We start from the raw sequence: 24301 nt of genomic DNA, 5'->3' as shown, positions 1-24301 counted from the left end.
TTGTAGTCAATACAAAAGGCTTTTGGTTTGTAAGAAATAGTATATTGCTATTCTATCAAAAAACTTTACTTTTACAAAAACCAAAAAGAGAAATAAATGAAATTTGAAAACAGTTTGAAATATGCGCAGTCGCTAGACGCACAAGATGTATTGTCAAAATACAGAAGTGAGTTTAATTTTCCTAAAGTTAACGGAAAACAAGTTATTTATTTTACTGGAAACTCTTTGGGATTGCAACCCAAAAGAGCTGTAGAGTATGTAAATGAGGTAATGAAAGATTGGGCAGAACTGGCTGTGGAAGGACACTTTTATGCAGACAAGCCGTGGTGGGATTATCACGAAAGGTTTAGTGAGCCATTGAGTAAAATAGTCGGCGCTAAACCAATAGAAGTAACAGTGATGAATACGTTGACTGTTAATCTTCATTTGTTAATGGCTACATTTTATCGTCCAACAGTAAAAAAGTTTAAAATTCTTTGCGAAGAAAAAGCTTTTCCAAGCGACCAATATTTGATTCAAACTCAGGTTAAATTTCATGGATTAGATCCCAAAGAGACGATTGTTGAGGTAAAGCGCAGACCGGGAGAGCACAATTTCAGAACAGAAGATATTTTGTCAAAGATTGAGGAAGTTGGGGACGAATTGGCGCTGGTATTGATTGGAGGACTGAATTACTATACAGGGCAGGTGCTTGATATGAAAAATATTACAAAAAAAGCTCATGATTATCAAGCGTATGTAGGATGGGACTTAGCCCATGCTGCCGGAAATATTGAGTTAAAACTACACGAATGGGGAGCGGATTTTGCAGCTTGGTGTAGTTATAAGTATATGAATTCAGGACCGGGTAATGCTTCAGGATGTTTTATTCATGAAAAACATCACAACAATAAAGATTTGGTGCGTCTTGGTGGCTGGTGGGGACATAACAAAGAACGGCGTTTTTTAATGGAGCCTGAATACGAACCAATTGCAGGAGCTCATGGATGGCAAATCAGCAACTTGCCGATTTTAAGTTTGGCTCCTTATCTTGCTTCAGTAGAAATGTTTGAAGAAGTGGGGATGGAAAAACTAATTGCCAAAAGAGATTTGATTACTTCTTATCTGGAGTTTATATTAAAAGAAATAGCATCTGAAGTAGGTGGGGATTTTGAAATTATTACTCCCGAAAATCCTAAAGAAAGAGCAAGTCAGCTATCTGTTCTTTTACACGGCGAAGGACGTGCGCTTTTTGATTACTTAATGAAAGAAGGGGTGATTGTAGATTGGAGAGAACCAAATGTAATCAGACTAGCTCCTGTTCCTTTTTATACGTCATTTGAAGATATGTATCATTTTGGACAAATATTAAAGAAATATCTCCAAAAATAAGATGCATTGTTTTTTATTAACAATTAAATATAAATTTGCTGAATAATAAATTTAATCATGTCGACTAAGCAACAAAAGATAGATCATTTTGATCCCTCTCAGCCTGGGCTTGCAGACGCAACAATTTATGGGCTTCCATTTACATCAGAAGAAAGTGAAATTGTAATTATACCGGTTCCCTGGGAAGTAACAGTAAGTTACGGAGCAGGGGCTTCAGAAGGACCTGAGGCTGTTTTAGAAGCTTCGTATCAGGTAGATTTATTACATCAGCAATATCCCGATCTTTGGAAACAGGGAATTTATTTTTCGGAAGCTCCGGAACATTGGGCTAAAAACAGTGAAAAATACAAAGGTTTGGCACAGCCCATTATAGACGTACTTGAACAAGGAGAGGATATAGAAACTTTCCCGGCACTTCAGTCAGATTTAGATACTATCAATGGAGCTTGCCAGCAGCTGAATCAAGAAGTTGAAGAGCAAGTTATGTATTGGATAAACAAAGGCAAGAAAGTTGTATTGCTGGGAGGAGATCACAGTACGCCGTTAGGATATTATCAGGCTTTGGCGAAGCAGCATGAATCATTTGGAATTTTACATCTTGATGCACACATGGATTTGAGAAAATCCTATGAAGGATTTACTTACTCCCATGCTTCTATTATGTATAATGCATTAAAAATTAATCAGGTCGAAAAATTGGTTCAGGTTGGAATCCGTGATTTTTGTGAAGAAGAAATAGGTGAAGTAAAACAATCTGATAAAATAAGTGTTTATACAGATGCTGATTTAAAAGAAGCAGAATTTGAAGGAGTGACTTGGAAGGGAAAATGTGATGAGATTATTGCTTTACTGCCTCAGAAAGTAACAATTAGTTTTGATATTGATGTGTTGTTGCAATGGTATTGCCCTAATACAGGAACTCCTGTTCCGGGGGGACTTTCATTTGAACAGGCAACGTATCTGATTAGTCGTTTAGCAGAATCCGGAAAAGAAATTATAGGGATAGACTTGGTGGAAGTAGCGCCAGGAGATGATGATTGGGATGGAAATGTAGGCGCACGCTTATTGTTTCATTTGTGTGGTGCATTTGCAAAATCACAAGGATTGCCGGTGGGCAATAAGATAAAATTCAATAAATAATTAGAAAAAAGCGTTTTTAAATAGGCTTTGTCAAATTGAACAAGAATGAGAAGTTGTTTTATAACGCGCTTAGTCTTGTTTAATCTGACTTTTAATTTTTTAAACAGCAGTTCTTTTGTAATAAAAGAAATTAGTGGCAATGGAAAATAGCATAGCAGTTGTAGGAAGCGGATTAGTAGGAGCTGTATTGGCAATGAGCTTGAAAGACAGAGGGTTTGATGTAACAGTTTATGATAAAAGCGAAGATATCCGCAAAGTAGATTTTTCGGGGAGATCAATTAATCTGGCGCTGTCCGAAAGAGGATGGAAGATGTTGAGAAAGATTGGTTTAGAAGACTCTATCCGGGAGATGGCTATTCCAATGTTTCAAAGAGCAATTCATACACAGGATGGAAAGGTAAATTATCAGCCTTATGGCATTAATGGTGAAAGTATTTGGGCAGTTTCCAGAGGAAATTTAAACAAAAAATTAGTTGATTTAGCAGAAGAAAGAGGTGTCAAATTCGCCTTTCAAACTCCTGTTTGGGGGGTTGATTTAGAAAGAGGAGTTTTGTTCAGTGCAGAAAAAGAATCAGATCAATGGGATGAAATAAAACACAATTTAATTTTTGGCGCGGACGGAGCGTATTCCAGAGTGCGTTTGCAAATGCAAAAACACAGTCAGTTTGAATATCAGCAATCTTATCTGACAATTGGTTATAAGGAATTGATTATTCCGGCTGATGTTGAAGGAAAGCACCAATTGGACAAAAACTCGTTTCACATTTGGCCTCGAAAAGATTTTATGCTGATTGCACTGGCAAACACAGATGGCTCTTTTACATGTACACTTTTTATGCCGTTTGAAGGAGAAGTCTCTTTTAATGCAATTCAAAATATATCGGATTTAAATGTTTTTTTTGATATCTATTTTCCGGATGCAAAAACAATGATGCCCGATCTGGAAAAGCTTTATTTTAGAAATCCCGTTAATTCTCTTGTAACGATGAAGTGTTTTCCGTGGATTTATGGAGATAAAGCAGCATTAATTGGGGACGCTGCACATGCAGTGGTTCCTTTTTACGGACAAGGATTAAATGCTGGTTTAGAAGATATAGATGTTTTAACCCATATTTTTGATGGAGCAGAAAATAAGGATTGGAAAAAAATACTACAAAAATATCAGGATATAAGAAAACCAAACGGAGATGCCATAGCAGAATTATCCTATCGCAATTTTCAGGAAATGAGTGAACTTACTGCAGATCCTATGTTTTTACTTCGCAAAAGGATAGAAACTAATTTTAGTAAGAAATATCCTGAACTATGGCTCCCTCTTTATGATAGAGTTACTTTTAGTGGTGGAACTTATCTGGAAGCTTTGAAAATAGGAGATATTCAGAAAGAGATAATGGATGAGGTGATGCAAATAGATCGTATTGAACATATTTGGAATTCGCCGGAGATAGAAGAAATAATGAAAAGAGCAATACAGTGCGCCTGTAAGGAAACGCGTGATAAGGATTAATAACGTTTAGTTGTCCTAAAAATCATCACTTTGTAGATTTAAATTGGATTGGTTCTGAAACTTTAATAACGTTTTATGGGTGTATAAAACGTTTTTTGAATAAAAATAGAGAATGGTATAATAATTGATTTTTTAATAGATATAAACTTAAAAAAGAATTGTTATGAAAAAGTTTTTTAAATTTTTTGGAGTTTTATTTTTAACCGTTTCAGCTTTATCACTAGTTGCCTGCAGTAGTGATGATGACCCATCTGACAATGATTTTTTTATTGGCAAATATCATGGAAAAATAACTTACACAAGTGATGGAGAAAATAAATCCAACGATGAAGGATATGTACAGGTGGTAAAAGTAGGAGATAAATATAATTTTATATTTTCGGATGGTATCTCAGATATTACAGGCATCGAAATAGAAAAGGATGAGAATACCGCTATTATGGTAGGATCTGACGAATCGCATTATATAAGAATTAATGCAAATGAGTTGAAGATTCTGTTTTTAAAAGACGGAGCTACTTGGACAGCTGATTGCAGCAGATAAAAACAAAAAAGCGTTTGGAGTTTAATTTCAAACGCTTTTTTGTTTATTTTTTCTTAGAATTATTGTTGATTATTTTACTGAGTATTCCAAACGCTCCTCTGATAAAGGTAGCACTGGTGACTACTTTTAAAAATCCTTTTGACAAGTCGCTGCCTTGATTTTTAGAGCTGGATTTAGCGGTCTCTTTCTGGGGTTTATTTTCTTGAGTTTCTTCTAACCTTTCTAGTTTTGCAGTTAAGATTTCATAAGCACTCTCCCTGTCAAAGCTATGATTGTATTTTTTTGAGAGTTTAGAATGTTCTATGATATGATTAATTTCTGAGTCGGATAAGATATCCATCCGACCCATAGGAGCTCTCATGGTACACACCACTAAAGGAGTGGGAATTCCTTTTTCATTGAGTGCCGTAACCAAAGCTTCTCCAGTTCCTAACTGTGTAATAATTTCGTTGGTTTTATAGTAAGGAGTGCTCGGGAAATTTTCGGATGATGATTTGATTGCTTTTCGGTCTTTTTCTGTAAAGGCTCGCAAAGCATGTTGAATTTTTAATCCTAATTGCGCCAATACACCATTTGGGATATCAGTGGGGTTTTGTGTGATAAAATAAATTCCGATTCCCTTTGAGCGAATGAGTTTGACTATAGTTTCTATTTGGTTTAAAAGCGTTTTGCTGGCTTCGTTAAAGATAAGATGGGCTTCGTCTATAAATATGACCAGTTCGGGTTGTCCGCTGTCTCCTTGTTCCGGCATTTGAGAATATACCTGTGCCAGCAAGTTTAGCATAAAGGTAGAGAATAATTTGGGCTTGTCTTGAATATCGGTCAATCTTAAAATATTTACATATCCAAATCCTTTTTCGTCAATACGCATTAAGTCAGCAATATCAAAAGAGGGTTCGCCAAAAAATAAATCGCCTCCTTGCTGCTCCAATTCAATAATTTTCCGAATAATGGCACCTGTAGAAGCAGTGGAAATCCGTCCGTATTCCGCTTCAATTTCAGACCTTCCTTCATTGGTGAGATATTGCAGTGTTTTTTTGAAGTCTTTTAAATCTAATAAGGGAAGTTTTTTATCGTCGCAATATTTAAAAATAAGAGAAATGATTCCCGTCTGTGTTTCGTTTAGATCCAGAATACGACTAAATAAAATAGGACCGAATTCTGAGGTTGTAGCGCGTAGTCTTACTCCGTTTTGTACTGATATAGTCATTAACTCAACAGGAAAACCATTGGAGTGATACGGCAAGTTCATTTGTGAATGGCGGGTTTTGATAAAGTCATTTTCACTTCCCGGTTGGGCAATTCCGCTAAAATCTCCTTTAATATCCATCATTAAGACAGGAATACCTTTAGAGGACAATTGTTCGGAAAGCACTTGTATGGTTTTTGTTTTTCCCGTTCCGGTTGCTCCTGCGATTAATCCGTGCCGATTAATGGTTTTTAAGGGGATGTTTACAAAATGGTTAGCAAGGATTTCATCGTTCAATTTTGCACCGCCAATAGTGATATAATCTCCTTTATAAGTATATCCTTTGTTAAAGTCTTCTGTGAATGTTTCTAAAGTCATAGTTGTTTTATTATTTCTTAAACTAAAGCTTTTTATACAAAGATAAGATAAACCAGAGTGATTTTTTTAATAAATTCAAATGTTAAAGTTAGTTATTTAGTCAAAATAAAAACAGCTTAATTCAATTAGAGTTGTTATCTTTACCTTTGCTTAACTTTTTATTAAAATACAGGAGACTTAAATTTTTTTAGTGTTAAATCAACTTTTACAAACTTCAAAAAAATCATTTTTAATTTTTTTATTTAATCTAAAAACATAAATTTGCGACTCTCATAACAGATAAAAAGAGAAAAAGTAATTAAGTAATAATTGAAAAAAAGAAGAATTAAATTTTAAAAAGATGACAAACGTATCAAACGAATCAGTTGAGAAAAAAGCGTCAAGCTCAGGAGCAAGTAAATTATTTGCATCATTAGCAGTAGTTCTATGTCTTGTATTTGGATTTATAATCTGGAGATATGTCATGGGGGATTCTGGTAACTTTATGAATGGAGATAGAGATGCAGAGCCGCTACCAGGTAACTTTATGGGGATGATTTACAAAGGAGGTCCTGTAGTTGCTGTTTTGATTGGATTGCTAACAATGGTAATTGTTTTCTCAATAGAAAGATTTGCTGTAATTTCTAAAGCATCAGGAAAAGGAAATGTAGGGCAATTTGTTCAAGAAATCCAAGGAAGCATTAATGCAGGAAGAATCAGCGAAGCTATGGATGCTTGTGATGCTCAAAAAGGATCTGTAGCAAATGTTGTAAGAGCTGGTTTGGTAAAATATGAAGAAATGAAAAAAGAAGGTTTCAATAGTGAAGAAGCTACAGAAGCTATCCAAAAAGAAATCGAAGAAGCTACTACATTAGAAATGCCGATGTTGGAGAAAAATATGATTGTATTGGCTACGTTAGTGTCTATTGGTACATTGGTTGGTCTTTTAGGAACAGTAACAGGGATGATTAAAGCGTTCTCAGCTTTGGCAACTTCTGGAACTCCGGATTCAGCCGCTTTAGCAACAGGTATTTCCGAGGCGTTAGTATGTACGGCAACAGGTATTGGAACTTCTACATTAGCAATCGTAATGTACAACTCATTTACTACAAAAATTGATAGATTAACTTATTCTATTGACGAAGCAGGCTTTGCAATTACTCAGTCTTACAGAAAGTTCAGAGGATTGTCAAAATAATTAATAGATAAGAGCATAATGTAATAATAAAACCTATATAAAATAGGTTTACACATAAAAAATTTATCAATGGCTAAAGGTAAAATGAAAAAGAGGAGTATGAGAGTGGATATGACCGCAATGTGCGACGTGTCGTTTCTACTTTTGACATTCTTCGTATTGACTTCAACAGCAAAACTTCCAGAGCCATTACCAGTTGATACTCCAAGTTCTACTGTACAAACAAAATTGCCCGAAATTAATTTGGCAACTGTAACGGTAGGACAAGACAAAGTTTTCTTTGGGGTTCTGGGAAAAGAAGAACGTATTGCAACTCTTGAAAAAATGGGAGAGCGATACAATATCAATTTTAGTGATGAAGAAAAACAAGCTTTTTCATATTTAGAGGCAATCGGAACTCCGATGAATGAATTGAAAAAGTTTTTGAATCTTCCTGTCGATGTTAGAAATAAGGTCGGTGCAGAACAAGCAGGAATACCGATTGATTCTGTAAATAATCAATTGAAAGACTGGGTTCAGGTAGCTCGAATTGTTGCAAAAGAAAAAAATAACAAAATTATTGACGTTGCAATTAAGGGCGATGCAGAAGAAAGTTATCCTAAAATTAAAGAGGTAATTGATATTTTGCAGGAACAAAGAGTATTTAGATTCTTTTTGGTTACCGGACTAAGAAACGAAGATTTTTAATCATTAAAAAAGAAATCGCAAATGGCTGAATTAAATACAGGTGGTGACGGTAAAGATAAAAAAGTAAGAAGTAAGAAACAGAATGCTGGAGTTGACTTAACAGCGATGGTAGATTTGGCTTTCTTATTGATTACCTTCTTTATGTTGACCACTTCCATGAGCAAACCTCAGTCTATGAATCTGGCAATGCCTGACAAAGAAGATACAGAAAAACCAGATGAAGACAAGACGAAGGTAGATGAAAACCGTACGATGACAATTTTGTTAGGTGCGGATAATAAAATGAAATGGTACATGGGAATGCCTAATGAACCATTGGAAGGACCTAATGATCAAACTTACGGAAAATCAGGAATTCGCCCGATATTGTTAGAGAAAAACAGACAGGCAGTTGCTTATTCTGGAGGAGATCAGGAGAAAGGTTTGATTGTGATTATCAAAGCAAGTAAAAACGCTAATTATCGAAATTTAGTAGACATTTTGGATGAAATGGCTATTTCGAATATTAAGTCTTATGCGCTTGTAGATATTACAGATTTAGATTTAGAAATATTAGGTGAAGAATAGTTAATGTCCTAAGAAAAAAAGAAATTATGTCAAAATTAAATATCTTTAGAAAAGATTGGCTTGATATCGTATTCGAAGGACGTAACAAGTCTTACGGAGCATATCAGCTAAGATCTGAAAACCCCAAGGTAACCACAATAGCTTTATTTAGCGGTATAGCATTATTTGGATTGGCTATTGCTTCTCCGTTGCTGATAGATATGGCAAAAGGTACGTTTGGGAAAAATAAAATGGACGATCCGTTGGATAAAGTGGTTGAAATGCAGAATATAGATCTTCCACAAGATATTCCGCCACCACCACCGCCACCGGAAGATGTTCCGCCACCGCCACCGCCACCACCGGCAGATGAGGTAAAATCAGTAAATGATACTAAAAAATTTACTGAACCTGAAATTGCCAAGAAAGAAGAGGTAGTGGAAGAAATCGCTAAACAAGAAGACTTCAAAGAAGATGTTGAAGTTGGAAAAAAAGACATGAAAGGCGATAAAGAACACGGTGAAATTAAAACCGGAGAAAAAACCGGAGAAGCAGATAAGGGAACCGGGGGAGATGGAGATGGTGATCCGAATCAAGTATTTATTGCTGTACAGGTTCAGGCAGAATATCCAGGAGGTATGGGAGCTTTCCAAAAGCAATTTATCAGCCGATTCAGAACGCCGGATATTGATTCTTCTGTGAAGCGTATTCAGGTTATCGTTCAGTTTATCGTTGAAAAAGACGGATCTTTAACAGGAATTAAAGTTCTTCGTGATCCGGGATATGGTGCAGGAAAAGAAGCAGTTCGTGTGTTGTCAAATATGCCGAAATGGAAGCCTGCTGTTCAGAACGGAAAAACAGTTCGATCTCAATTTACATTGCCAATTACTATTCAAGTACAATAGCATGTTTAAGAATAAATTTAAGCAGAAATCGCCTTTACAGCGATTTCTGTTCTTTTTTGGACTTTTGTTCTTTTTGTTATATTTAGTTCTCGGTATTGTTTTTATTGTTTGGAAAGATATGCCGTTAACGATAGAATATACGAATAGAATGTTGTTTGGTATTTTACTGATAATATATGCAGGATTTAGATTTTTTAGGTTACTGAACTAAAAAAAATTAAGTATTAAAATTTAAAGAAAGAGTTGTCTAATGAATTGACAACTCTTTTTTTGTTAAAAAACATTATTATTTGTTTTTATTATCAAGAAATACATATCTTTAGGCGATTATATTAAAGTGGTTTTTCAATACAAGAACCAATGGATAGACTAAGTAAATTGTAAAGATAAATTAATGAAAATACGACTCTCTTCAATATTCCGTATCTTGCTTTTGAGTGGATTTATGCTTTTTGCTTTTGTGCAATGTAAAAAAGACAAGAAAACGATTGTTGAAGAAGAAATTAATTTTGATGAAATTGAAGAAACACCGGTTTCGGGAAAAATAGAAATTCTGGTTGAAGAATCAATATTTCCTGTAGTTGAAGATGTAAGAGATGTTTTTGAAAGCGAATACAGAAGAGCCAAAATTGATTTAATTAAGAAATCAGAACAGGAAATTTTGATGGCAATTTTTAAAGATTCTGCGCGACTGGCTGTACTCCCAAGAGCGTTAGACGAGAATGAAAAAGAGTTAATCAAAGGACGTTTATTTCCTAAAGTAACCCATTTTGCAACAGATGCTATTGTTTTTGTCGCTAGTAAATCTTATTCAGATTCTATTGTTGATTATGATAGTCTTTTGAAAAATTTGAAGCAAGAAAAACCAAATGAAGAAGATCAGGCAATTTTTGTTTTTGACAATGTTAATTCAAGTGTGAGTAAACAATTCAGAAAGATGTCTGGCGTTGAATCATTTCCTAAAAATTATGCTTACTTTTTGCCGAGTACAGAAGAAGTGATTGATTACGTGAGTAAAAATTCAAAGGCTATAGGAATTGTAGGTTTAAATTGGCTGGTTCAGCCTGATGAAAAAATATCTGAAAAACTAAAAACTATAAAAGTTTTAGGAGTCAAAAACCCAGAAGATGGTAAATATTATAAGGCAACCCAAAATAATATTGCAGAGAAAACCTATCCGTTAACACGAGATCTTTATATTTGGGATTTTCAAGGTAAAACAGGATTGGGAGTTGGTTTTTCTTCGTATATTGCTGGTTATAAAGGTCAGCGAATTATTTTAAAATCAGGATTGGTTCCTTTTAAAGTGCCTCCCAGAGAAATTTTAGTAAAAAAAGAATTATAATAGAATTACATAAAATCATAAATTCATAGATATGGACAAAAAGTATTCACTATCGTTATTAGTAGCTGTTTTAGCAAGTAGTGGGTTGTTTGCACAGGACTTATCCGAAGCCAAAAAGGCAATTCAGGATGAGCAGTATGATAAAGCTAAAGAAATTTTAAGAACTTTAGTTAGCAGTCAGCCAAATGATGGTATTAATTATTATCATTTAGGAGATGTTTTACTGAGAGAAGATCAGTCTGACTCTGCTCGTTATTATTTTGATAAAGGAGTTTCTGTCAAAAATAAAGGATCTTTGAATTATATTGGTCTGGCACAAATAGAATTGGATAACAATAGAGTATCTGAAGCTCAGGCAAATTTTGCAAAAGCTGAAAAAGACATAAAAAAGAAAGATTATGATGAGCAGCTTTTAATTGCAGCCGCTTATCTGAATACTAAGAATCCGAATGCCAAGGCAGCACAAAAAATTGCACAGGAAATAATTGAAAAAGATTATAAAAATCCGACGGCTTATTTACTTTTAGGACGTTCTTATTTGGAACAAAAAAATCTGAATGATGCTTATTCTGCTTTTAGAAATGCTTATGATTTGGATAATTCCTTGATTGATGCCAAATTTCAAATGGCAATGATCACGAAAAAAGCACGTGCTTATGCAGATGCTATTAAGGCTTGTGAAGAAATAGTGGCTACCAATCCAGATTACGCACCAGCGCACCGAGAGATAGCAGAAATTTACTATATGTGGTCAAAGGTAAATGCGCCTAAAGAAAAAGAATTTATTGCTAAAGCTGGCGAAAACTACAAAAAGTATATTAATGCAACCGGAGGATCGGTTGATGCAAAAATGAGATATGCTGATTTTTTAGTTTTGACAGATAATTTTCCTGAATTAGAGAAAATAGCTCATGAAATTAAAGATATAAAAGGTGTAAATCCTCGTATCTATCGATATTTAGGTTTTGCAGCTTATGAGAATAAACACTATCAAACGAGTGTAGAAGCGTTGGATAAGTTCTTAAAAGTTTATTTAAAGGAATCTAATAGCTTAAATGCAATCGGAAGAGATTATATGTATCTGGGACTAGCAGAAATTGGCGTAGCAAAAGAAAATGGAGATGAGGCAACTTATCAAAAAGGACTAGCTCATTTGCGTGATGCGGTAAAAGTAGAAGAGGCCATTGCCGGAGAATTTAACCGCCATGGATTAGCGCTTTTCAGACAGGAGAAGTTTCAGGAGGTAATAGATATTTTGAGTATTTCTGCGGATGTTAAAAATTCCTCAGGTTATGTATATGATAACTACTACGTTGGATATTCTTACTATTTCTTAGGAAAAGAAGACGGTCCGGAAAGCAAAGAATTATTACAAAAATCAAGTGATTATTTGACTAAAGCGATCGAAGCCTCTCCGTTGACTCAAGATGCTTATTTCTTTAAAGCACGTGCTAATAGATTTCTTAATACAATAGAATCTCAAGAGCCTATGTTTGAAGCGTATAAAGGATATATTAATGCGTTAACCGAGAAAAACGAACTGAAAGATCAAGGCAATAGAGATAAAGTTATTGAAGCTTATACCTCAATAGCAACGTATTATGCAAACCATGATCAAAATTCGGAAGCTATTACCGTATTTAATAAAGTATTAGAATTAGATCCTAATAATAGCTTTGCCAAAAATACAATTGATGCAATAAAGCAGTAAAAGATTCTGTTTTTATTATAAAAACTCACTTAGTCTAAGTGAGTTTTTTTATTTTTTATTAAGAGTGTTTCAATTGGATTAGCTTTATATTTGCGCTTTTAATCAGTATTTTGATATGGAAGCAGAAACTAAAAAAGCTTTAGATGCTGGAATAAATTTGCCTTTGATGGAGGAGTTCTATACTATTCAGGGAGAAGGGTATTATTCAGGGCATGCAGCTTATTTTATTCGGCTGGGAGGTTGTGACGTGGGATGTCACTGGTGTGATGTAAAAGAAAGCTGGAATGCCACTTTGCATCCCTTGACAAAAGTTGAAGATATTATTGAAAGAGCCTCAAAAATAGCTAAACTAGCGGTTATTACCGGAGGTGAACCTTTGATGTATAATTTAGATTATCTCACAGCTGAATTGAAAAGAAAGGGAATGCAGACCAATATTGAAACTTCTGGAGCGTATGAATTATCAGGAGATTTTGATTGGATCTGTCTTTCACCTAAAAAGGCAAAATTGCCTGTACAAAGCGTATACGATGCAGCAAATGAATTAAAAGTAATTATTTATAATAAACACGATTTTATTTTTGCAGAAGAGCAAGCTGCAAAGGTGAATAAAAATGCATTATTACTGCTACAGACGGAGTGGGGCAAACGTACAGAAATGATGCCCTTGATCATTGAATATGTAAAGCAAAATCCAAAATGGAAAATTTCTTTGCAAACCCATAAATTTTTGGATATTCCTTAATTAGCTTTATATTTACATCATCATTAATTTAAAAATTTTATTATGAAAAAAGTGGCATTAACTTTTATATTGTTCATAGCAGCTCAGTTTGCTTTTGCTCAAGATGCTTTTAAAACTGACATGAAAAAGTATATGGAATTGAGCGGACAGTTGAATACTTTTGAAATGTTGACAAAGGAATTGGAAACCAATATTCCGGAGGCTAAAAGAGCTGAATTCAATAAAGAGCTAAAATCAAGCTTGAATGTATTGATGGATAAAATGGCAGATATGTATATGAGTGAATTCACCCATGAAGATGTAAAAGAAATGATCAAATTTTACGAATCGCCGGTTGGAAAAAAACTAAATGAGAAAAGTGCAATTCTATTTGAGAAAGGACAACAAGTAGGTCAGGAATGGGCTATGGGATTGCAAGGTGTTATGATGAAATACATGGAAGAATAACTACGTATATTATATTAAAAACAAAAAAGCAGGATCTAAAAGAGATTCTGCTTTTTTGTTTTACAAATATAGTTTGGCGAGATAATCGCAATTATTTCCTTCTGCAAGCAATTCTGTTTTAAAGCCATTAGCTATTGCCGCATTTTGTAAAGTATTGTAATCTAAATATAGCCAATTAAAAGGAATTTCTGTTTCGCCTTTGTACTGTATAGTAAAAACAAGTTCGCCATAATAATCTTTATTGTCCATAGGAATCCATTTTCCACCGTCTTCATCTTCGTCAAACATATAAATCAGGTCAGAACTGTCCATTAAAATTTGTCCTCCCGGATGGAGAAGACTCTTTAGGTGTTGAAGATATTTAGTAATGTGTTTAAGCCTTCCGAAGATTCCGGTACCATTCATTAAAAGTAAAATAGTATCAAACTTTTGATTTTTTAAATCCAGTACATCACAAACTTCTGCCTGGTTGATTCCTCTTATTCTGCAAGCTTCAATTGCATTCTGAGAGATATCGATGGATTGTACATCGAACCCTTTTTTTAATAAATGCAGACTGTGACTGCCTGCTCCGCATCCTACATCCAAAATATTTCCTTTACAGAGATCAAGTGCTTTTTGTTCTAATAAAGGCATTTTGTCATACGTTCGGAAAAGATAAGCAATATCCATTTCTTCTGCTTCAGAAATATCTGTTTCTGTTACAATATTTTGAGGACTATTATTAGTTTGAAAATCTAAAATGGCTTTTCCTAAAAGATCTTTCATTAGTATTTTTTTCTATAAATAAATGGCAGATATTGATAAATTTGCTATTTCAAAAACCAATTTAATGGAAAGAGAATTACAACAGCTGCCAACGCTTGCCAAAGATAAGCATAATGAAAATAAGAAGTATTTTGACAAGTTAAAAAAAAGAGTACCTAAAGATTTGGATTATCAAATGCAGCAAATTCACAATGAGGTTTTTGATGAAATTGATTGCCTGCAATGCGCTAATTGTTGCAAAACAACCGGTCCGTTGTTTACTAATGCAGATATTGAACGAATTGCAAAACATTTAAAAATGAAACCACAGCAGTTTATAAGTCAATATTTGTATATAGATGAAGATAAAGATTATGTACTGCAAAATTTGCCTTGTTCTTTTTTGGATTCTGAAAATTGTTGTATGATTTATGATGTGCGCCCTAAAGCTTGCAGAGAATACCCGCATACTGATCGAAAAAAGTTTCAGCAAATCACTAATCTTACATTAAAGAATACCGCAATATGTCCGGCGGCTTACAGAGTAGTGGAGGAAATGAAAAAGAGAATTCCCGCTAAGTAATAAATATTAAATAAAAAAATGTTCTTCACTAATAGTTGCTAATTTTCTATCTGTATAATTATCAATTTGAGCATTGAAATATTCAACCAATTCAAGAATTAAATCTTTTAGCTTTTCAAAAAAAGCAGAGGCATCTTCTAAATATCCTTTAATACGGTCAAACCAGTCCAAAATCATATCTACAAAGCGGATAATTCTATCACCTATATTCATATGTAGTTTTTTAGTTTGAAAAAATTAAGTCAAATATACTAATATCTATCCTGTAACTGATAGAAAAAATTGCTAAAAATGATGGTTTTTGATTAAATTTAAATGTACCGTTTATTCTTCGTAAATTAGATATAGTTTTCTTATTTCCTTAAATTTTTCCAGATCTTTTTGCCAGGATGCTCTTATTTCATCTTCACTGCTGCCATTGATGATTTGTTGTTTTAAGTTGTCTGTTCCTGCAAGCTTAATAAAGTAATTATTAAAAAAATCAATTTTATTTTCAGAATGCGTGTAGGCTTTCAGCAGCCATTCTAAAGATAATCCTTCAATGAATTCGTGACTTGATAAATCTTCTCCATAACACAGTTTTCCGTTATGCATAGGATTTTTTGCCCCCACATTTGGGTTTGGGGTAAAAGTAAAGGACATGTTTTTTAAATAAGGAGAACCATAAATCTGAAATTGCTGTTCTGTTCCCCGCCCAAGACTAACGTTTGTTCCTTCAAAAAAACACAGGCTCGTGTAAAGATTAACAGATAAGTCGTTAGGTAAGTTTGGTGAAGGTTTTACCGGTAAAGAATAAGGCATGTCTTTACTGTAATCAGAACATTTTATAACGGTAAGATTTGCTTGAGCTCCATTTTTCAGCCATTTTTCGCCGTTAATCATCTGTGCGTATTCTCCAATGGTCATTCCGTGTAAAACGGGAATAGGATGCATCCCTACAAAACTTTTGTTTTTCATGTCTAAAACAGGTCCGTCCACTGTTGCTCCTTTTGGGTTTGGGCGATCAAAAACAAGTAGCGGAATATTGTTTTCGGCACAGGCTTCCATTAAATAGTGCAAAGATGAAATGTAAGTAAAAAATCGGGCACCAACGTCCTGTAAATCAAAAACCATAATGTCAATATTTTGTAATTGCTCTTTTGTCGGTTTTTTGGTGTTGCCGTAAAGCGAAATAATAGGCAGTCCGGTTTGGGTATCTTTTCCGTCTTTGATTAATTCGCCAGCATCGGCAGTTCCTCTAAAACCGTGTTCCGGAGAATAGATTTTCTGTATGTTAACTTTATTCTCTATCAAAAAATCGACTATGCTATATGTTGCTTTTTCCATTGCTATCGTTGTGTGATCCATGCAACCGCTTTGATAGCTGCTTATCGGAGCACCTGATTCTAGTATTTCAATTATTCCCGTTTGATTGGTTAAAATACCTACTTTTTTTCCTTTTAACAGAGGAAGATAGATATCGGTTTGTTCGGCGCCTGTCTTGATTTGAGCTTTACAAATTGAACTTAAACAAGTAAACAATATTACAGTAAAAAATAATAGTGTATTTTTGACTTTTAAAACTGATACAGCCATAATTTTGAAATTAGAATATTTTATAGCCAAACGTCTGGTCACTGCTAAAAACCACAAAAGCAGCGTGTCTGCTCCCATCATAAAAATTGCAATTACAGCGATTGCATTGGGAATTATTATGATGCTTGTTTCAGTAGCCACCGGTTTAGGACTTAAATACAAAATTAGGGATAAAATTTCAGCTTTCAGCGGACATGTAATAATAACTAATTACGATAGTAATGTTACGGATATTACGTTAAAGCCTTTAGAAGTAGATTCGAACTATTATCCTAAATTTAAAGGAATAGATGGAATAAAGACAGTACAGTCGTATGCCTCGAAGGCTGGAATAGTTCGCACTGAAACTGCTTTTGACGGAATTGTATACAAGGGAGTGGATACTTTGTATAATCTCACAGAAATAGGTGATTATCTGGTAGCGGGTCGTTTGCCTAAATACGGAAAAGACATAAGCAATGAAATTTTATTGTCGGAATATATCGCTAATCGCCTAAACTTTAAAGTTGGAGATAAAGTTACTACTTACTTTATGAAAGACTGGGGAAATAGAATCCCCAATATTCGTCAGTTTGAAATTGTGGGAATTTACAGTTCAGGGCTTCAGCAGTTTGATGCCAATATTGTGATAGGTGATATAAAACACGTTCAAAGGCTTAACCGCTGGGCTGAAAATCAGGTAGGAGCATTTGAAGTTGTTCTTCTTGATTTTGACAAGATTGAAGAAAAAGGAAAGGAAATCTATCTGACATTGCCATCTTCGGTAGACAGCAAAACTATTATTGATAAATATACTAATATATTCAGCTGGATAGATATGTTTGATTTTAACATCATGGTAATTATTATTATTATGGTAGCAGTAGCGTCTATTAATATGATTGTTGCTTTATTAGTATTAATTTTAGAACGAACACAAATGATCGGTATTCTAAAAGCATTAGGGGCAAATAACTGGAGTATTCGCAAGATTTTTCTATACAATGCCTTTTATCTTATTTTTAAAGGATTGCTGTGGGGGAATTTTATTGGTTTAAGCTTGCTTTATCTTCAAAAATATACAGGATTGATTAAACTGGATCCTAATTCGTATTATGTGCGGGAAGCACCTGTTTTAATCCGTTTTTCAGATGTGTTTTTGCTCAATTTAGGAGTTATTATTATTGCTATGCTCGTCTTGCTTATCCCTTCTTATATGATTACCAAAATATCTCCTGTCAAAGCAATCCGCTATGATTAATGTGTTTCAGAAAGTGTTTTAATATAAAAGTTATGTAAAAGTTAATAAAAGATAATCTTATTGTTATTTTTGCCTTAGCTAAACAATATAGATTTTCTTTATGAACTTAGGAGTATTTAAAAAAGTTGTTCTGAGCGGATTAAAGTATTTTGCTTACTTTTTTTTAGTCTTTTTTACAGGCAGATTATTCTTTTTGCTATCTTATGGTAATTTTTCTGAGTCAAGTCATTATAAATTAGGAGTACTAAAGGCGTTTTGGGTTGGTGCACGTTTTGATGTTTCTGCAATTTGTTATGGATTTCTCCCCCTTGTCTTTCTTTGGATTATAGCCTTATTTATCCCTAAAAGCAGAACATACTCCTTTATTCACTTTTACAGTATTTTTTCTAAATACTATTTATTAATAATCTTATTTTTATTTGTATCTCTGATAATGGTAGACTATTTTTTTTATCAGTTTTTTCAATCACATATTAACTTACTATTCTTTGGGATTTTTTATGACGATACAACGGCAGTACTTAATTCCGTATGGACGGATTATCCTATTTTTAAAATTATCTTGATTTATACTGGAGCAATAATGTTATTTTTGGTATTTAATAAAAAAGTTAAAAAAAGATTGTTTTTACCTGTGAAACGAGAAAATAAACTATTGGCGTTAGTTTTGTTACTTGTTTTTCCTTTGTTTTTTGTAGGGATGAGAGGAAGTTTGGGAGAATTTACTTTGAGAAGAGAACACACAAATGTTACGACGAATGAATTTGTTAATTCGCTGTGTTATAATGCACTGTATAGTTTGAAATTTGCTAATTCCGAACGGAAAGAAAATGAAATTAAGCCTGATATTGAACAGGAATTGGCAGCGAATGGATTTACTTCAAAATCAGATTTACAGGCTGTTTATCAAAAGGATTTAGGTAATATTTTTGATGAAAATTTAAAGACAAAAACACCTTATAATGAGTTTTTAGAAAATAATCCCCCCAATGTAGTATTCTTGCAAATGGAGAGTATGAGTAATCACTATTTTGAACTAAATACAAAAGAGTTAAATTTATTAGGAGATTTGGCTGAAGAATTACCGCACTTGTACTATTTTAAAAATGGACTTTCCGCTTATAACGGAACTATACAAACATTGGAAAATTTTTTGGTAGGAACACCAAAAACAATTATTTCTCAGTCGATTTATTTTGATACGCCTTTTTCTTCATCGATCGCCTTGCCGTTTAAAGATAAAGGGTATAAAGCCAGTTTTATGACTGGAGCGAGTATTTCTTGGCGAAACATTGATAATTTTATAAAAAATCAAGGATATGATGAAATCGGAGGAGGTAATTTGATAAAAGAAAAATTTCCAGATGCAGAGGAATTTGCCTGGGGAGTACACGATGGTTATTTGTTTGATTATATATTGTATTTGTTAAAACAAGATAACAACAAGCCGCAATTTATTTTTGGACTGACAATCAGCAATCATACACCATTTGAAGTTCCGAATCATTATAAGCCTTATCCTATCCGAATGAATAATGAATTAAAGGATAAGATAAGAGTAGATGAAAAAACAGCTTATGCCAATTTTGCTTCACATCAGTACGCAGCATCACAATTAGCACGGTTTATTAAAAATATTCGAAATTCTCCTTTGGGAGAAAATACCATTATTGTTGCTTCAGGTGATCACAATATTCGTCAGGTTTTTGAATATGAACCAGAAGAAGGGTTTTTGAAGAGAAGTGTACCAGTTTTGATGTATATACCAGAAAAATATAAACCCGAATACTATAATGATCAGATTATTGTATCCCACAAAGACATTTTTCCGACAATTTTTAATCTGAGTTTATCCGATGCCCAATATACTTACACCGGAGATGATATGTTTAAAAAGAACCAGCCTTATCGCTTTGCTATCAACGATTATAATTTTATTGCAGATTCGGTGGGAGTTTTGTCAGTAGAAAACAATAAACCATATTACTACACCTGGAAGGATAACAATAAACGCCAATTAAAGGTTAATAATAACCAATCCGAACATGCTACATATATGCAGGAGAAAATGAAAGTGTATACCACTATGCAAACTGCTAATATTTACAGCGATATACAAAAACACTTATTGAAAAAAGGAGTAAAGCATATAGCGAATAAATGATAGATAGGGTTTATCTGTAGTTTAAAAAAGGAGGCTTAAAAAAACCTCCCTTTTATATTTATTGATTGTGTAAAAATGCTTGTCGTTGTAATAAAATATCTTCGCTTTCAACATGATTATCATCCGGAATACAACAATCTACAGGACATACAGCAGCACATTGAGGTTCTTCATGAAAGCCCTTGCACTCTGTACATTTGGATGGAACAATATAATAGTATTCATCTGAAATAGGGTCTTGTGCTGTATCTGCATCAACTTCTGTTCCATCAGGTAAAATAACTTTGCCTGTAAGGCTGGTTCCATCTTTGTATCTCCAGTCATCGGCACCTTCATAAATTGCTGTGTTTGGACACTCAGGTTCACAAGCACCACAATTTATGCATTCGTCTGTTATAATGATTGCCATAAGCTTATTTTTTTGATTTAATATGTATTAACTTTGTTACAAATTTACGTCCAAAACAATTTACAAACAAATCAATATGGATTTAGGTACAAAAAAAATGGCTTTTGTAGCATTGGGTGATTTTTTATTCCAATTTTCATCTCCGAATTTTCAAAAAAATGAAAAAATTAGTTTAAACGAGTTATTTTATAAAGATTTTGAGGAGCTAATTTATGACTCAGTGAATTATAATGGTTGGTTTACAGCTGATCAGATAATTGTGGCTATTGATTCTTGGACTAAGGCTTTAACAAAAGAAAATTTAGATTTGTGGACCTCTAAATATGATTTTTCTTTTGAACCGATGAAAAAAATCGGATTGATTTTGGCAGGCAATATACCTTTGGTTGGGTTTCATGATTTTTTATCTGTTTTAATTTCAGGAAATACTGTAAAAGTAAAACTGTCTTCTAATGATTCAAAGCTTTTGCCTTTTTTGGCGAAATATTTAATAGCGATTCAACCCGAGTTTGCTGATCGGATTGAATTTGTAAAAGAAAGACTGGAAGGATTTGAAGCTGTAATTGCTACGGGAAGTAATAATACAGCTCGCTATTTTGAGTATTATTTTAGCAATTATCCAAATGTAATCCGCAAAAACAGAAACTCAGTTGCTGTTTTAAATGGTAGTGAAAGCAAGAAAGATCTAGTTGCACTGGGTAAAGATATTTTTACATATTACGGCTTAGGGTGTCGTAACGTATCTAAACTTTTTGTTCCTAAAGATTATAATTTTGACAACTTCTTTCAAGCGATGTTTGAATACAAGGAAGTGATTGAATATGAGAAATATTCTAATAATTATGACTACAATAAAGCTGTTTTTTTAATGAGTGAATATAAAATTCTGGATAACGGTTTTATGACAATCAAGGAAGACAAAGCATATTCTTCGCCAATATCTTCAGTTTTTTATGAATATTACGATGACTTACAACAATTAGAGCAACAGTTAAAAGCAGATTATGAAAAAATACAATGCATCGTATCCTGTGGAATAATAACAGGGAGTATAGCTTTTGGAAAGTCCCAGTTTCCTCAATTGTGGGATTATGCGGATAACGTAGATACTTTAACCTTTTTATTGAGCTTATAATTTATGGAAAAAATACATAATTTTAATGCAGGTCCCTGTTTGCTTCCAGATGAGGTTTATCAATCGTCGGCACAAGCTATATTAAACTTTAATAATTCAGGAGTATCCATCTTATCTATATCACATAGGAGTGAAGAGTTTATCAATATTCTGGAAGAAACCCGAAAAATGTCGCTTGAGCTTTTAGGATTGCAAAATAAGGGTTATTCTGCTCTTTTTTTACAAGGAGGAGCAAGTATGGAGTTTTTGAGAGTTCCTTTTAATTTACTTACAACAAAGGCGGGGTATATCAATACGGGAAATTGGTCTTTAAAAGCAATTGAGCAAGCGAAAATATTTGGGCAAGCGAAAATTTTAGCTTCATCGGAAGATAAAAATTTTAGCTATATTCCCGATAATTTTGAGATACCTGAAAGATTGGATTACGTACATTTTACCTCTAATAATACTATACACGGTACTCAATTTCAAAAAATCCCTCAAACGGATAATGTACTGGTTTGCGATATGAGTTCCGATATTTATTCGCGTGTATTTAACTGCGATAAAATAGATTTGATATACGCCGGAGTTCAAAAAAATATAGGAGCAGCTGGATTAAGTCTTGTTGTACTCCGAGAAGAAATTTTAGGAAATACAAATAGAGTTATTCCCGCCATGATGGATTACCAGGAACACCTCAATAAAAATAGCCTGTATCATACAGCTAATGTGTTTGGTGTTTATACATGTTTTTTAAATTTGAAGTGGCTTAAAAAACAAGGAGGAGTAGAAGCTATAGAAAAATTGAATAATAAAAAAGCTGCACTTTTATATGAAACGATAGACTGCTTAGATTTTGTACATGGAACAGCCGAAGAAAAAAACCGATCCAAGATGAATGCTACTTTTTATTTTGAAAAACCGGAAATGAACAAAATATTTGACGAATTGTGTTTGGAAGCTAATATTGTAAATATAAAAGGACATCGGACAGTTGGAGGGTATAGAGCATCTTTGTACAATGCATTGTCATTAGAAAGTGTAAAAGTATTAGCAGATGTGTTAAACCAAATGAAACTTATAGTATAGTATTAAAATATAGGAAATGAAAATATTAGCCAATGACGGCATTCCTCAAGAAGTAAAAAATAGCTTAGAGAAAAAAGGAGCTGAAATAGTAGAAGTGAAGGTTGCGCATGAACAACTTGTAAATTATATTACAAAAAATGCAATTGATATTTTAATTGTCAAGAGTGATGCTTTATTAAATAAACGAATGATAGATGAACTAAAAAAACTAAAAGTTATTGTTTTTTCAGGAACATCTACTAATTTAGAACTGATAGATTACATACAATCTAACGGAATAAAAGTAATTTGGGCAGAAGAATCTCTTTCTAATGCCACAGCCGAAATGGTTTTTGCACATCTATTTTCAGGATGTCGATTTCTTCAGGAATCTAATAGAAATATGCCTCTAGAAGGAGATTTGAGTTTTAAAATGCTTCAAAATTATTATTCAAACGGAATAGAGTTGTCCGGTAAAACACTCGGAGTAATAGGAATGAATAACGCAGGTAAAAAAGTAGCTCAAAAAGCACTGGGATTGGGAATGAAAGTTTTGTATTGCGACAATTCTGAACCACAAATAAAAACTGAGTTTATCTTGCCTAACGAAATCCGTTTTAAGGTAGATTTAAAGCATTCTGATTTATATGAAGTTGTTGAACAAGCTCATTTTTTGACTATTCATTCTAAATATTACGAGAGATACCTATTAAATAATAACCATTTTTACAAAGCAAAACAATTAATAGGAGTGATTAATTGTGCTTATCCGGAAGCAATTAATGAAGTAGATTTAGTTGATGCAATTAATGATGAACAGCTTTTTTTTGCAGGTATTGATCGTTTTGAAGAAGAGCCCCATCCGGCAATTCAGGTATTGATGCAACCAGCTTTTTCGCTTTCGCCAAATATTAATGCAGCAACTGATGAAAGCAGGAGTTTAATATGGAGAGAAATTTTAAATAATTTAGAATTATTACTAAAAGGATAAATATGATTCATTGGCATACTAAGGCATTTGGCGAGTTGACATTAGAAGAGTTCTACGATATTATTCAATTAAGGATGGATGTTTTTATTGTGGAGCAAAATTGTCCTTATCAGGAACTGGACGGAAAAGACAAACATTGCCTTCATATCTACGCTACTTCGGAAAAACAAATTATCGCTTATGCTCGAATTGTACCACCGGGATTGAGTTATCCTCAGATTTCGATAGGAAGAGTAGCAATCCACGAAAATTATAGAAAAAAAGGGTTAGGAAAAGAGCTAATCAGACATACTATTGATAAAATAGAAGAAGAATTTGGAGCGCAAGATATACAAATCGGAGCTCAGTGTTACCTTAAAAAATTTTATCAATCATTTGGTTTTTATTCTGTTTCTGATGATTATCTGGAAGATGGAATTCTGCATGTAGATATGGTGAGAAAACATAAAAATACAGAATAAGAAGCCTTCTCGTTTACAAAATCGGGACGGTTTTTTTTATGATTCAAAAATTGCGGTCAAAAATCCAAATAGACTTAACAACGGAGGAAAAGAAGTGTTATCCTTCTTGTTTAAGCGCTCATCTTTTTGAGATTATGAGCTAAAGCATGCAATCCGAACTCTATTTCCACTTTTTCAAGTCCTTTTAAGGTAAATCTTTTGAAGTTCCGGTTGTGTTTGAGTTGTGCAAATGTGGGTTCTACATCTGCTTTCCT

25 protein-coding genes are annotated in these 24301 nt (G+C 33.6%); 19 read left to right on the top strand and 6 right to left on the bottom strand.

Features of this window, described 5'->3' with window-relative positions; translation table 11 throughout:
- Positions 1–96: 96 nt before the first annotated feature.
- The 4 genes from kynU to C8P70_RS05580 all read left to right on the top strand — a co-directional run bounded on the left by kynU (position 97) and on the right by C8P70_RS05580 (position 4562).
- Entirely contained in the window at positions 97–1371 is a 1275-nt protein-coding gene (gene kynU / locus C8P70_RS05595; protein ID WP_133712354.1) for a kynureninase, read from the top strand.
- A 57-nt stretch (positions 1372–1428) separates the two neighbouring features.
- Entirely contained in the window at positions 1429–2511 is a 1083-nt protein-coding gene (locus tag C8P70_RS05590) for an agmatinase family protein (RefSeq protein ID WP_133712353.1), read from the top strand.
- A 139-nt stretch (positions 2512–2650) separates the two neighbouring features.
- The gene (locus C8P70_RS05585) at positions 2651–4018 is read left to right on the top strand and encodes an FAD-dependent oxidoreductase (protein WP_133712352.1); all 1368 of its coding nucleotides are present in this window, start codon (positions 2651–2653) and stop codon (positions 4016–4018) included.
- 163 nt (positions 4019–4181) lie between these two features.
- Positions 4182–4562 (top strand): hypothetical protein, encoded by a 381-nt coding sequence (locus C8P70_RS05580; protein ID WP_133712351.1) that lies wholly within the window; start codon positions 4182–4184, stop codon positions 4560–4562.
- A gap of 43 nt (positions 4563–4605) precedes the next feature.
- Here C8P70_RS05580 and C8P70_RS05575 read toward each other — a convergent pair whose 3' ends face one another.
- Positions 4606–6129, bottom strand: a complete 1524-nt coding sequence (locus C8P70_RS05575) for a helicase HerA-like domain-containing protein (protein WP_133712350.1) — start codon at positions 6127–6129, stop codon at positions 4606–4608.
- A gap of 340 nt (positions 6130–6469) precedes the next feature.
- Here C8P70_RS05575 and C8P70_RS05570 point away from each other — a divergent pair, with 340 nt between their 5' ends.
- The 8 genes from C8P70_RS05570 to C8P70_RS05530 all read left to right on the top strand — a co-directional run bounded on the left by C8P70_RS05570 (position 6470) and on the right by C8P70_RS05530 (position 13692).
- The gene (locus C8P70_RS05570; RefSeq protein WP_133712349.1) at positions 6470–7306 is read left to right on the top strand and encodes a MotA/TolQ/ExbB proton channel family protein; all 837 of its coding nucleotides are present in this window, start codon (positions 6470–6472) and stop codon (positions 7304–7306) included.
- Positions 7307–7375: 69 nt separating this feature from the next.
- Positions 7376–7993 carry an ExbD/TolR family protein gene (locus tag C8P70_RS05565; protein ID WP_133712348.1) on the top strand — a complete coding sequence of 206 codons (618 nt, stop codon included), beginning with the start codon at positions 7376–7378 and terminating at the stop codon, positions 7991–7993.
- Positions 7994–8014: 21 nt separating this feature from the next.
- The gene (locus C8P70_RS05560) at positions 8015–8560 is read left to right on the top strand and encodes an ExbD/TolR family protein (RefSeq protein ID WP_133712347.1); all 546 of its coding nucleotides are present in this window, start codon (positions 8015–8017) and stop codon (positions 8558–8560) included.
- Between the two features lie 26 nt (positions 8561–8586).
- Positions 8587–9444 carry an energy transducer TonB gene (locus C8P70_RS05555; RefSeq protein ID WP_133712346.1) on the top strand — a complete coding sequence of 286 codons (858 nt, stop codon included), beginning with the start codon at positions 8587–8589 and terminating at the stop codon, positions 9442–9444.
- A gap of 394 nt (positions 9445–9838) precedes the next feature.
- Positions 9839–10789: a PstS family phosphate ABC transporter substrate-binding protein gene (locus C8P70_RS05545; RefSeq protein ID WP_133712344.1), complete on the top strand. Its 951-nt coding sequence runs from the start codon at positions 9839–9841 to the stop codon at positions 10787–10789.
- 31 nt (positions 10790–10820) lie between these two features.
- On the top strand, positions 10821–12500 hold the full coding sequence (locus C8P70_RS05540; protein ID WP_133712343.1) for a tetratricopeptide repeat protein: 1680 nt from the start codon (positions 10821–10823) through the stop codon (positions 12498–12500).
- 115 nt (positions 12501–12615) lie between these two features.
- Positions 12616–13245 carry a 7-carboxy-7-deazaguanine synthase QueE gene (locus C8P70_RS05535; RefSeq protein WP_133712342.1) on the top strand — a complete coding sequence of 210 codons (630 nt, stop codon included), beginning with the start codon at positions 12616–12618 and terminating at the stop codon, positions 13243–13245.
- Positions 13246–13287: 42 nt separating this feature from the next.
- Positions 13288–13692 carry a DUF2059 domain-containing protein gene (locus tag C8P70_RS05530; protein WP_133712341.1) on the top strand — a complete coding sequence of 135 codons (405 nt, stop codon included), beginning with the start codon at positions 13288–13290 and terminating at the stop codon, positions 13690–13692.
- A gap of 60 nt (positions 13693–13752) precedes the next feature.
- Here C8P70_RS05530 and C8P70_RS05525 read toward each other — a convergent pair whose 3' ends face one another.
- On the bottom strand, positions 13753–14460 hold the full coding sequence (locus C8P70_RS05525) for a class I SAM-dependent methyltransferase (protein ID WP_133712340.1): 708 nt from the start codon (positions 14458–14460) through the stop codon (positions 13753–13755).
- A gap of 64 nt (positions 14461–14524) precedes the next feature.
- Here C8P70_RS05525 and C8P70_RS05520 point away from each other — a divergent pair, with 64 nt between their 5' ends.
- Positions 14525–15022 carry a YkgJ family cysteine cluster protein gene (locus tag C8P70_RS05520; RefSeq protein ID WP_133712416.1) on the top strand — a complete coding sequence of 166 codons (498 nt, stop codon included), beginning with the start codon at positions 14525–14527 and terminating at the stop codon, positions 15020–15022.
- Positions 15023–15028: 6 nt separating this feature from the next.
- Here the strand turns inward: C8P70_RS05520 and C8P70_RS05515 are convergent, their stop codons facing one another.
- Together C8P70_RS05515 and C8P70_RS05510 are read right to left on the bottom strand one after the other, a co-directional pair.
- Entirely contained in the window at positions 15029–15235 is a 207-nt protein-coding gene (locus C8P70_RS05515; RefSeq protein WP_133712339.1) for a hypothetical protein, read from the bottom strand.
- A 111-nt stretch (positions 15236–15346) separates the two neighbouring features.
- A complete protein-coding gene (locus tag C8P70_RS05510) occupies positions 15347–16597 on the bottom strand; it encodes an exo-beta-N-acetylmuramidase NamZ family protein (RefSeq protein ID WP_243832668.1) in 1251 nt (416 codons plus the stop codon).
- A 4-nt stretch (positions 16598–16601) separates the two neighbouring features.
- Between C8P70_RS05510 and C8P70_RS05505 the strand changes: the two genes are divergently transcribed.
- Both C8P70_RS05505 and C8P70_RS05500 read left to right on the top strand, forming a co-directional pair.
- Complete coding sequence (locus C8P70_RS05505) at positions 16602–17837, top strand: ABC transporter permease (RefSeq protein WP_133712338.1); 1236 nt, start codon at positions 16602–16604, stop codon at positions 17835–17837.
- A gap of 634 nt (positions 17838–18471) precedes the next feature.
- Positions 18472–20001, top strand: a complete 1530-nt coding sequence (locus C8P70_RS05500; protein WP_243832667.1) for an LTA synthase family protein — start codon at positions 18472–18474, stop codon at positions 19999–20001.
- 58 nt (positions 20002–20059) lie between these two features.
- Here the strand turns inward: C8P70_RS05500 and C8P70_RS05495 are convergent, their stop codons facing one another.
- Positions 20060–20410: a 4Fe-4S dicluster domain-containing protein gene (locus C8P70_RS05495; RefSeq protein WP_133712336.1), complete on the bottom strand. Its 351-nt coding sequence runs from the start codon at positions 20408–20410 to the stop codon at positions 20060–20062.
- A gap of 76 nt (positions 20411–20486) precedes the next feature.
- On the opposite strand from C8P70_RS05495, the gene C8P70_RS05490 reads away from it, so the two are divergent.
- From C8P70_RS05490 to C8P70_RS05475, 4 genes are read left to right on the top strand one after another with little or no spacing between them, the layout of a single operon-like run.
- Complete coding sequence (locus C8P70_RS05490) at positions 20487–21545, top strand: acyl-CoA reductase (RefSeq protein WP_133712335.1); 1059 nt, start codon at positions 20487–20489, stop codon at positions 21543–21545.
- A 3-nt stretch (positions 21546–21548) separates the two neighbouring features.
- Positions 21549–22616 (top strand): 3-phosphoserine/phosphohydroxythreonine transaminase, encoded by a 1068-nt coding sequence (serC, locus tag C8P70_RS05485; RefSeq protein WP_133712334.1) that lies wholly within the window; start codon positions 21549–21551, stop codon positions 22614–22616.
- A 16-nt stretch (positions 22617–22632) separates the two neighbouring features.
- Entirely contained in the window at positions 22633–23586 is a 954-nt protein-coding gene (locus C8P70_RS05480) for an NAD(P)-dependent oxidoreductase (protein WP_133712333.1), read from the top strand.
- Complete coding sequence (locus C8P70_RS05475) at positions 23583–24047, top strand: GNAT family N-acetyltransferase (protein ID WP_133712332.1); 465 nt, start codon at positions 23583–23585, stop codon at positions 24045–24047. Before C8P70_RS05480 ends, C8P70_RS05475 begins: the two co-directional genes overlap by 4 nt.
- A 110-nt stretch (positions 24048–24157) precedes the next feature.
- Here C8P70_RS05475 and C8P70_RS05470 read toward each other — a convergent pair.
- Positions 24158–24301, bottom strand: a 144-nt coding sequence (locus C8P70_RS05470; protein WP_208293383.1) for a transposase, incomplete at its 5' end; no start/stop codon positions are given.

This window comes from Myroides indicus (assembly GCF_004364575.1).
GTDB classification, from domain to species: Bacteria; Bacteroidota; Bacteroidia; order Flavobacteriales; family Flavobacteriaceae; genus Flavobacterium; species Flavobacterium indicum_A.
This window is presented reverse-complemented; position numbering and strand designations above follow the sequence as displayed.